Annotated in this window: 10 protein-coding genes; all 10 read left to right on the forward strand. The window is 58.9% G+C overall.

What is annotated here, in order from left to right; translation table 11 throughout:
- Positions 1-40 precede the first annotated feature (40 nt).
- Positions 41-295: a 30S ribosomal protein S16 gene (gene rpsP, locus VNZ65_RS16055; RefSeq protein ID WP_038491540.1), complete on the forward strand. Its 255-nt coding sequence runs from the start codon at positions 41-43 to the stop codon at positions 293-295.
- A gap of 29 nt (positions 296-324) precedes the next feature.
- Positions 325-906, forward strand: a complete 582-nt coding sequence (gene rimM, locus VNZ65_RS16060) for a ribosome maturation factor RimM (protein WP_325670725.1) — start codon at positions 325-327, stop codon at positions 904-906.
- A gap of 69 nt (positions 907-975) precedes the next feature.
- Positions 976-1,725, forward strand: a complete 750-nt coding sequence (gene trmD, locus VNZ65_RS16065) for a tRNA (guanosine(37)-N1)-methyltransferase TrmD (protein WP_325670727.1) — start codon at positions 976-978, stop codon at positions 1,723-1,725.
- A gap of 171 nt (positions 1,726-1,896) precedes the next feature.
- Positions 1,897-2,289, forward strand: coding sequence for a 50S ribosomal protein L19 (gene rplS, locus VNZ65_RS16070; RefSeq protein ID WP_061942602.1), 393 nt, complete (start codon positions 1,897-1,899; stop codon positions 2,287-2,289).
- 210 nt (positions 2,290-2,499) lie between these two features.
- On the forward strand, positions 2,500-3,174 hold the full coding sequence (locus tag VNZ65_RS16075) for a CoA pyrophosphatase (RefSeq protein WP_325670730.1): 675 nt from the start codon (positions 2,500-2,502) through the stop codon (positions 3,172-3,174).
- 217 nt (positions 3,175-3,391) lie between these two features.
- On the forward strand, positions 3,392-4,348 hold the full coding sequence (locus VNZ65_RS16080; protein ID WP_325670732.1) for a CobD/CbiB family protein: 957 nt from the start codon (positions 3,392-3,394) through the stop codon (positions 4,346-4,348).
- A 200-nt stretch (positions 4,349-4,548) separates the two neighbouring features.
- Positions 4,549-4,893: a DUF3579 domain-containing protein gene (locus VNZ65_RS16085; protein WP_325670734.1), complete on the forward strand. Its 345-nt coding sequence runs from the start codon at positions 4,549-4,551 to the stop codon at positions 4,891-4,893.
- Between the two features lie 193 nt (positions 4,894-5,086).
- Positions 5,087-7,870, forward strand: a complete 2,784-nt coding sequence (locus VNZ65_RS16090) for a bifunctional diguanylate cyclase/phosphodiesterase (RefSeq protein ID WP_325670736.1) — start codon at positions 5,087-5,089, stop codon at positions 7,868-7,870.
- A gap of 62 nt (positions 7,871-7,932) precedes the next feature.
- The gene (gene fumC, locus VNZ65_RS16095) at positions 7,933-9,324 is read left to right on the forward strand and encodes a class II fumarate hydratase (RefSeq protein ID WP_325670738.1); all 1,392 of its coding nucleotides are present in this window, start codon (positions 7,933-7,935) and stop codon (positions 9,322-9,324) included.
- Between the two features lie 240 nt (positions 9,325-9,564).
- On the forward strand, positions 9,565-10,607 hold a 1,043-nt coding region (locus VNZ65_RS16100), incomplete at its 3' end, for an autotransporter assembly complex protein TamA (RefSeq protein WP_414649148.1).

A 10,607-nucleotide genomic window follows, 5' to 3' on the forward strand; every position in this document is an offset into this window, starting at 1 on the left:
TTGCGGCTTTTTCCGTGTTCGAACACTTTTTGGAAACATTATGGTCGTTATTCGTTTATCCCGTGGTGGCGCAAAGAAGCGTCCTTTTTACAACATCGTAGCTACTGATTCGCGCAATCGCCGTGACGGTCGCTTCATCGAGCGCATCGGTTTTTACAATCCGGTAGCGTCTGGTGCTGAAGAGACTTTCCGTATTGCTCAGGACCGCCTGACGCATTGGCAAGGTGTTGGCGCGCAAATGTCGCCGACCGTTGCACGCCTGGTTGCTGACGCTGCCAAGAAAACTGCAGCTTAAGCTTGCAGTTGAGTCTGCAGCCTGAACCGTTGAGCGCGTTAACCGAATTGTCGACCACAACACCAACCGGGGCAGCAACACCTTCGGATCTGGTCGTGGTCGGTTATATCACCGGCGCTTACGGTATCAATGGCTGGGTGCGGATCAAACCGTATTCGGCGGATGCAGATGCGTTGTTGAACGCCAAGACATGGTGGCTGGGCCGGCAGAATTCGCCGGAATTGCGCGATGTCGACATGCTGCAGGCGAAAAACCACAGTGGTGACATTGTGGCGCGCTTGATGGGTGTGGCAGGGCGCGATGCAGCCGAAGCCATGAAGGGCACCGTGGTGCATATCCCACGCAGCCATTTCCCGGCGCTCGCTGACGATGAATTCTATTGGGTCGATCTGATCGGCTCGGTGGTTGACAATCTGCAGGGCGAACATCTGGGTGTGGTGGCCGACATGATGGACAACGGTGCGCATCCGATACTTCGGATTACCGTGCCGGCAGTCGAAGGTCAGGACAAGGCAGCGCCGGAAATATTGATCCCCTTTGTCGAGCAGTTCGTCAAGACGGTGGATCAGGCCGCAAAGAAAATCACGGTTGACTGGGGCCTGGATTATTAAAATCCAGAGTTCGCGCCAGGCAGCCGCAGTGGCAAACAAGATCGCAAGCGAAACAAGAAGGTGAGCGGTATGCAATTCGATGTCGTCACTCTGTTTCCCGAAATGTTTGCTGCATTGACGCAGTCGGGCGTGACCCGGCGCGCGTTTGAACAGAAAAAATGTGAGCTGGCTTTGTGGAATCCGCGGGATTTCACGACCGACAATCATCGTACCGTGGATGACCGGCCTTATGGCGGCGGACCCGGCATGGTGATGATGGCAAAGCCGCTGGAAGCCGCGCTGCAGGCAGCCAAGGCGCGCCAGCTAGAGCAAAGCCTGCCGGCGCCAAGGGTGATCTACCTGTCGCCGCAAGGCCAGCCGTTGACGCATCAGCGCGTCATGGAATTGCGTAGCGAGCCGGGTCTGGTGTTGCTGTGCGGCCGTTATGAGGCAGTCGACCAGCGCTTGCTGGACCGTTGCGTGGATGAAGAAGTCAGTCTTGGCGATTTCGTCTTGTCCGGCGGCGAGCTGCCGGCGATGGCCTTGATGGATGCGGTAATCCGGCAGTTGCCGGGCGTATTGAATGACGGTGCATCGGCGGTCGAAGACAGTTTTGTCAATGGCTTGCTGGATTGCCCGCATTACACCCGGCCCGAGCAGTATGAAGGCGTGGCAGTGCCGCCGGTCCTGATGGGCGGCCACCATGCGGAGATCGAAAAATGGCGGCGCCAGCAGATGCTGTCGGCCACCGCCAGGAAGCGCCCGGATCTGATTCAAAAGATACGTGCGGCCGGTTTGCTGAGCGCAGCCGATGAGAAATTTTTACGGAATATGGTTTGACGCGCAAGCGTCCGGCCACATCGAAGTAGCAACAGCAGTGCATAGCAGCAAATAGCAGTACCAAGGGGAGGCCAGCCGGCCGCCTGTGTTTAACCCCATCCTCTACTGAGCAGCCTCGGCCAGCGGCCAAGGCAAAAAACGGCGTCAGCAAGATGGTATATGGAGCTAAAAATGGACTTGATCCAACAACTTGAGCAAGAAGAAATTGCTCGCCTTGCCAAAAATATCCCTGAATTCGCACCAGGCGATACTGTCATCGTCAGCGTTAACGTAGTCGAAGGTACGCGCAAGCGTGCTCAGGCTTACGAAGGCGTCGTGATTTCGCGTCGTAACCGTGGCTTGAACTCCAACTTCATCGTCCGCAAGATTTCTTCGGGTGAAGGCGTTGAGCGTACATTCCAGCTGTACTCGCCATTGATCGCTTCGATCGAAGTCAAGCGCCGCGGCGATGTCCGTCGCGCCAAACTGTACTACCTGCGTGAGCGTTCCGGTAAATCGGCACGTATCAAGGAAAAACTGCCACAACGTCGCAACACTGCAAAGGCTGCACCAGCAGCTGAGTAAGTTGTGCCGAAGCAGGCATAGGTATTGCAGGAAAAAAAGGGGCGCCGTCAGGCGCCCCTTTTTTATTGGCCCTGTTGTCGCCAGTCACAGATCAGGCCACAGGTTTAGTTGCTTCAAAGTAAAATGTCGTAAATTGTTATTATCTGTGAATGTAGTAGGTCATTCACCGCCGTCGCGATAAAGTACAGAATAGTTGCTATAGGAATTTTCTTGGTTAAATTGACTTTCGATCCCTTGATGCTGCCGGTCGATGCTGTCGCCGGCGAGTCTGCGCTGGCGCCGGAAAGGATGAGTGCGGCGTGGCTGCGCAAGCGTTTCGCGCATCAGCCGGAATGGCATCCCGAGAACATGGATAGCCAAGCCATCCTGCGCATGTCGCCTGGCAAGCCGGTGACGCCGGCCTCGGTGCTGATTCCTATCGTCATGCATGAAGAGCAGCCGACTTTGCTGTTTACCCAGCGCTCAGCGCATCTCACCGATCATCCGGGCCAAGTGAGTTTTCCGGGCGGGCGGATGGAGCAGAGCGATGCCTCGCCGGTAGAGACCGCCTTGCGCGAAGCGGAAGAAGAAATCGGCCTGGCGCGCAGCCAGGTCGAGGTGATCGGCAGCCTGCCGGAATATTTTACCGGCACCGGCTATCGTGTCACGCCTGTGGTGTGCCTGGTCAATCCGCCGGTAAACTTGCGTGCCGATCCGAATGAAGTAGCGGAAATCTTCGAGGTGCCGCTGGCCTTCCTGATGGATGGACTGAATCACCAATTGCGCAGCATCGATCTGCCCGACGGCTATCGACGGACATTTTATGCGATGCCTTACGAGCGCTTCTTCATCTGGGGCGCGACCGCCGCCATGCTGAGGAACCTGTTTCACTTTCTGCGCGCGTAACCGGCCGGGCAAGCGATGGAAACCGGAAAAATAGCTGCGGCAACGCCGATACAAGTTTGATTCTGCGCGTGTGCTGCGTTATCGTATGGGCTATTGCAATTGTTAGAGTTATGGCAGGGCCAGCGCACCGCACATTTGTGTTCGACAGCGCTGCGGACCGATTATGCATATCTTGCAGCAGCGTGCTGCACTGTTGGTTGACTTATAAGGCTGGTTGATGACATTTCTCTCTATTCTGTTTGCATTGCTGATCGAGCAACTCAAGCCGCTGCGTGCGGATAATCCGGTATATGCCTGGGTGAAGCATTTCGCAAGCAGGATAGAAGCTTCATTCAATGCCGGCCAGGCGCGCCAGGGCCGCCTGGGCTGGTTCTGCGTGATCCTGGCGCTGACCGTGCCGACCGCGCTGATCTACTGGCTGTGCGTGCATATCGGCGCCTGGGCGGCGCTGCTGTGGAATATACTGATTGTCTATCTGACCCTGGGCTTCCGCCACTACAGCCATTACTTCAGTTCGATCCAGCTGGCGCTCAACAGCGGCGATGACGCCACCGCGCGCACCTTGCTGGCGGAATGGGCCAAGATCGATACCACCGACATGGATGTCAGCGAGATTTCCCGCATCGCCGTGGAGAAAGCACTGATCACTACCCACCGCCACGTGTTCGGCGTGTTCTTCTGGTTCCTGATGCCGGTCGGCCCGGCCTGTGCCGTCATGTACCGGCTCGCGGAATACCTGGCGCGCGGCTGGAACGAGCCCGACCATATGCGCAATGAAAACTTCGGCCGTTTCGCGGCGCAGGCCTTTTACTGGATAGACTGGATCCCGGCGCGCCTGACGGCGGCGGCGTTTGCCGTGGTCGGCAACTTTGAAGATGCGATTTATGCCTGGCGCAATTTCGCCGGACGCTGGAATAACGAAACCGACGGCATCATCCTTTCCACCGGCGGCGGCGCCATGGGAGTGCTGCTCGGCACGCCGCTGGAAACCGCCGCGGTGATACTGCCGGCGGATGCCTCCACGGTTGACTCTACCGCGCTGGACGGCGACAGCCCGCCCGGCGACGTGCCGACGCCGCGTGCGCTGCAAAGCGCGGTAGGGCTGGTGTGGCGTGCCTTGCTGCTGTGGATGTTCTTGCTGTTGCTGTTGTCGGCTGCCGTCTGGCTAGGTTAATTGCGAGGTGCTGGGGAGGCCGGGATGGTGTCTCAGTCTTCTATAAGATATAATACGTAAGAATAATCCTGGCGCAAGTCATCAAGGATGCGCCAAGGATTTTTACCACGTAACCGAGTTGCTTGAAAATTGTAGCCTGCCGGCAGCATCGGGCAGGCAAATCTCTGTAGCAAGCGTTATAGAAGAAACGAGCTGTACGCATGGCTGATACCATTCCATCTCCCGACGCGCCCGCCAAAGAATTTTTCATCCAAGGCATCACCAGCGATGGCCGGCAGTTCCGCCCCAGCGATTGGGCGGAGCGCCTGTGCGGCGCCATGTCCTGTTTTCGCCCGCAAGACGGCGGACGCAACGCGCATCTGCAATACTCGCCCTATGTGCGGCCGGTGCTGCTGAATGGCGTACGTTCAGTGGTTGTCAACGAAGAGCTGCGAGAAATCGAGCCGCTGGCTTATCATTTTGTGGTCAATTTTGCCAAGGACAACGATCTGCAGATCCTGCAGGGTTGCTTGCTGCCTGACGCGGGCGCGCCGAAATCCACCTGATTTTTCGTCGATGGGATCGACGATTATTGCCCTGCGGCTTTTAGTTGATTTTGTGCACTAAAAAGAAATCGACACGCGGCGTTATCAGGTAACAAGTCCGTGTAATATTTCGCCTATTGTTCGCAATGGAGTAGAAATGTTTCGTCGTGGCTCGTCAATTTTCATACCCATTGCCTCTTTATCCAGTTTGATATTGGGTCTGGCCATTACGCTCGGCTTGTTTGTCTCGGTGCGCCATCTTGAATACGAGAAAATGGATGCCGAATTCCGGCGCCTGGGCAGCGGCCACCTCAAGGCCGTGGTCGATGGCCTCGATGGCCTGGTGCATGAGCTGGAAACGGTGAACCGCCTGTTTGTCACGATGGACGGCGTCAGCCGCGAACAATTCCACAATTTCACGGCCCCCATGCTGCGCCGTGCCCCCTATATCAAGTCGCTCGGTTTCCAGCGCCTGGTGTCGGCGGCGCAACGGCCGGCCTATGAAGCCGAAATGCGCAAGCATATTCCCAATTTCACGATTCGCCAGCTGAGCGACGGCAAGCCTGAGCCGGCCGCCGGCCATGAGCAATACCGGGTGGTGGAATATATCGAACCGATGGAAGGCAACGAAGCGGCGTTTGCCCTGGATGTATCGTCCAGCACGATCCAGGCGGAAGCGACGGCACGTGCGCGCGACACCGGCCAGGCGGCTTCCACCGATCTGTTCGAGTTAAAAGCCAACAAGGACGGCAGCAAGCTGGCGATGCTGGTGCTGATGCCGGTGTACCAGCATGGCGCCGTGCTGGACAGCGTGGACGACCGTCGCCGCGCACTGGTCGGTTTCACCAGCGCGGCGCTGCGGGCCGATGCTTTTGTCAATAATGTGCTGGCGCGCGACGGCGTCCAGGCGCGCGAAGATTTTTATCTGCGCGTGTATGCCAGCGCCGCGCCGGAAGCGGGCACGCTAGTGTATCGCCAGGGTAGCCAGCTGACGCCGTCCAGCGCCAGCCGCTGGCTGCCGGCCTGGCTGCTGTATGACGCGCCGCAAGGCATGTCGCAAACCTTCGAACTGGCAGGCAAGTCCTGGTACATCGAAGCTTCGGCGCCGCCGCGCGTGTTCACCAAGAAAAATGCCGGCTCGATCCTGGTGCTGATTCTGGGCAGCCTGCTCAGCTGGATGGGCGCCACCTACTTGTATTTCCTGTCGACCCGCTCGAAGCGGATCGAACAGCTGGTCGATGCCCGTACCCAGCAGGTGCGGCTGGCGACGCAGATGATGAAAGAAGACATCGTCGCCCGCAAGCGCGCCGAGGATGCCTTGCAGCTGCGCGAGCGCGCCATCGAGTCGAGCGCCAATGCGATCATCATTTCCAGCGCCAAGCTGCCAGACTATCTGGTGGAATATGTCAATCCTGCCTTTGAGCGGATTACCGGCTACAGCGCCAGCGACATGATCGGCCGCAACCTGGAAGTCTTGCAAGGCCACGACCACGACCAGATAGGACTGGAGGAAATCCGTTCTGCCTTGCGCGAAAAACGCAGCGCCAATGCGGTATTCCGCAGCTACCGCAAGGACGGCACGCTGTTCTGGAACGAGCTCTATGTGGCGCCGGTGAAAGACAGCTCGGGCCGCGTCAGTCATTTTGTCACTTCCCTGTACGATATCACCGAGATGAAGAGCTACGAGGCGGAGCTGGAACACCAGGCGCGCCATGACACCCTGACCGGGCTGGCCAACCGCAACGTGCTGAGCGACCGCTTGAGCCAGGCGATCGTCTACGGCGAACTGTACGGCCACCGGGTGTGGGTGCTGTTCGTCGATCTCGACCGCTTCAAGTTCGTCAACGACACGCTAGGCCACAATGCCGGCGACCTGCTGCTGAAAGAAGTCGCCGGCCGCCTCAAGGCCTTTACGCGCGAAGCCGATACCATCGCCCGTCTTGGCAGCGACGAGTTTGTCCTGATCCTGCCGGAACGTCTCGACGAAGAACTCAGCGTCGGCCTGATCCAGGGCATGATGGACGCCATCGCGCGGCCGCTGCAGATCGAAGGCTATGATTTCTTCCTGAGCTGCAGCATCGGCGTGGCGGTCTATCCGAACGACGGCGCCGATCCGGAGAGCCTGCTCAAGCACGCCGACATCGCCATGTACCGCGCCAAGGAAATGGGCAACAACAATTACCAGTTCTATACCGCGGCGATGAATGAACGGGCGCTGGAGCGCCTGCGCATCGAGGGCGATCTGCGCAATGCGCTGGAGCGCAAGGAACTGCTGCTGTACTACCAGCCGCAAGTCGATCTGCGCACCGGCCGCATGGTCGGCATGGAAGCGCTGATCCGCTGGAAGCATCCGCAGCTCGGCATGATTTCGCCGACCCGTTTCATCAACCTGGCGGAAGAAACCGGCCTGATCGTGCAGATGGGGGCCTGGGTCATGCACACCGCCTGCGAACAGAACAAGACCTGGCAGCGCATGGGCCTGGGCTATCTGCGCATGTCGGTCAACCTGTCGACGCGCCAGTTCTTCCAGCAGAATCTGGTGCAGCAGGTGGCCAAGGTGCTGGAAGAGACAGGGCTGGCGCCGCACTACCTGGAAATCGAGCTGACTGAAAGCCTGGTGATGACCGATGTCGAACTGGCGGTCGGTATCCTCAACGATCTGAAATCGATAGGCGTGCAACTGTCGATCGACGATTTCGGCACTGGTTATTCCAGCCTGGCCTACCTCAAGAGTTTCCCTATCGATGCCCTCAAGATCGACCAGTCGTTCGTGCGCGATATCACGGTCGACCAGGACGACGCTGCGATCGTGGCATCGATCATTTCCCTGGCCCACAACTTGCGCCTGCAGGTGATCGCAGAGGGCGTGGAAACCCAGGAACAGCTGTCCTACCTGCAACGCCATCGCTGCGACGAAATGCAGGGTTTTTATTTCAGCGAACCGGTCTCGGCGGCCGATATCGAAATACTCCTGCGCGAAGGAAAAGTATTACCATAGAGTCTTGACGCTTTGCTTGCATGGCAGAACTGGGCATGACGTCGCCACTCTATGGAGCTTACATGACCACCACCAGGACCGAACGCGACACCTTTGGCAAGATCGAGGTGCCGAACGACAAGCTATGGGGCGCGCAGACCCAGCGCAGCCTGCATCATTTCCATATCTCCAGCGAACGCATGCCGGCCGAACTGATTGTCGCCCTGGCCGCGGTCAAGCAGGCTTGTGCGCAAGTCAACCTGGATCTTGGCAAGCTGCAGAAAAGCCAGGCCGGCGCCATCATCGAGGCGGCACAGGAAGTCATCGCAGGCAAGCATCCGGATGAGTTCCCCTTGTCGGTCTGGCAGACCGGCTCCGGCACCCAGAGCAACATGAACATGAACGAAGTACTGGCCAACCGCGCCTCGGAAATCCTCGGCGGCGTGCGCGGCGAAGAGCGCCTGGTGCATCCCAACGACGCCGTCAACATGAGCCAGTCGTCCAACGACATCTTCCCGACCGCGATGCACGTCGCTGCCGCACTGGCGGTTGCCAGCAAGCTGCTGCCGGCGCTGCAAAAACTGCGCGCCACCTTGCAGCGCAAAGCCACGGAATTCGACGACATCGTCAAGATCGGCCGCACCCATCTGCAAGACGCCACGCCGCTGACGCTGGGCCAGGAATTTTCCGGTTATGTCGCCCAGCTCGACCTGGCGGAAAAGATCATCAAGGCGGCGCTGGAACCGCTGTGCGACCTGGCCGCGGGCGGCACTGCGGTCGGCACCGGCTTGAACGCGCCCAAGGATTTCGGCAGCCGGGTGGCGGCTCAGCTGGCCAAGATGGAAGGCTTGCCATTCCGCAGCGCGGACAATAAGTTCGCCGCGCTGGCGGCGCACGATGGACTGGTGGCGGCGCACGGCGCTTTGAAAACCCTGGCGGCAGCCCTGATGAAGATCGCCAACGATGTACGCTGGCTGGCTTCCGGCCCACGCTCCGGTCTGGGCGAGATCAGCATTCCGGAAAACGAGCCGGGCAGCTCGATCATGCCGGGCAAGGTCAATCCGACCCAGTGCGAAGCGCTCACCATGCTGTGCTGCCAGGTATTCGGCAACGACGTAGCGATCAATTTCGGCGGCGCTTCCGGCAATTTCGAGCTGAATGTTTTCAAGCCGCTGATCGTGCATAACTTCCTGCAAAGCGTGCGCCTGCTGGCGGATGGCATGAGCAGCTTTGAGGAACATTGCGCCGACGGCATCGCAGCCAACCGCGACCGCATCGCTGAACTGATGGAGCGCTCGCTGATGCTGGTGACCGCGCTGGCGCCCCATATCGGCTACGACCGCGCGGCGCAGATCGCCAAGCACGCGCATCATGACGGCAGCACGCTGAAGCAGGCGGCTTTGGCGCTCGGCTATGTGACCGAACAAGAGTTCGCGCAATGGGTGCAACCGCAGAACATGACGCATCCCGGATAGACTGTTGGCCGGCGGCAAGCGAAAGCGCTTGTCGTTCTGCATCCGCTGACGTTAAATCATGTTACATCTGGCCGTATGCAGCCTGGATCCCCTACAATAGCGACTGGGGATAATGTCGTTTTCGCAAGATAAAAATAATATTTGTTAGAATGACCCTCCGTCTTAGTTGCCCTTGCCTATGTTTCTACAGTTTCTCTCGAAGACAAAAACCATGCCGCTGCCTGTTGCAGGCAGCCGCGCATGATGCATCGTTTTGGCGGGCGCTTGCCGCCGGCCGTCCATAATGCGGTTTGCGCTCTGTTCGTCATGGCCGGCTGCATTGCCGCGCCCGCTGCCCATGCCGCATACAAGGTGGAGATCGACGCGCCGGGCGATTTGAAAGCGTTGCTGGAGCAGCATCTGGATTTGTCGCGCTATAAAGATCGTGAAGACCTGAGCGAGGACCAGTTGAAATTCCTGATCGATACCGTCGACGAGCAAGTCACGCAGCTGAGCTCGACGGAAGGCTATTTTTCGCCGAAGACCACGGTCAGCGTGGATGCGGGCGAGGTCAAGACCATCCATCTGACAGTCGATCCGCAGCAGCGCACCATGGTGTCGGCCGCCAGCGTCGACGTCGTCGGCAAGGCCGCCAGCGAGGCGCCCGAGCGCGTCAGCCGGATCAAGCAGGACTGGGGCTTGCAGCCTGGCCAGCCGTTCCGTCAGGCCGACTGGGCCAAGGCCAAGGAAGATGGCTTGCAGGCACTGTTGAAGAAGCGTTATCCGGCCGCCAAGGTGGCGCAGTCGGAAGCGCGCATCACGCCGGAAGACAGCGATGCGCAACTGAGCGTGAAATACGACAGCGGCCCCGGCTTTACCCTTGGCGCTTTGCGCATCACGGGCACCAAGCGTTATCCGCCCAGCATCATCGAGAACGTCAATCCTTTGCAGGTAGGCGAGGAGTACAGCGTGGAACGCCTGCTGCTGCTGCAGCGGCAGATACAGAATACGCCATACTTCGGCAATGTCATCGTCAGCATCGACGACGATCCGCTGCACGCTCAGGAGACGCCGGTCAATGTGCAGGTCACCGAATTCCAGACCCAGCGCCTGCGTGCCGGTCTCGGCTATGCTTCGGACACCGGGGCCCAGGTGCAGGGCCGCTACACCAACTACAATGTATTCGGCAAAGCCTGGGTGTTCGACGCCCAGACCAAGATCGAGCAGCGGCGGCAGTATGGCTCGCTGGATCTGTCGATGCCGCCGGACAGCCGCAGTTTCATCAACGGCGTCAACGGTTCGTA

Origin of the sequence: Collimonas sp. (assembly GCF_035566555.1) — a bacterium.
Taxonomy (GTDB): Bacteria; Pseudomonadota; Gammaproteobacteria; order Burkholderiales; family Burkholderiaceae_D; genus Collimonas.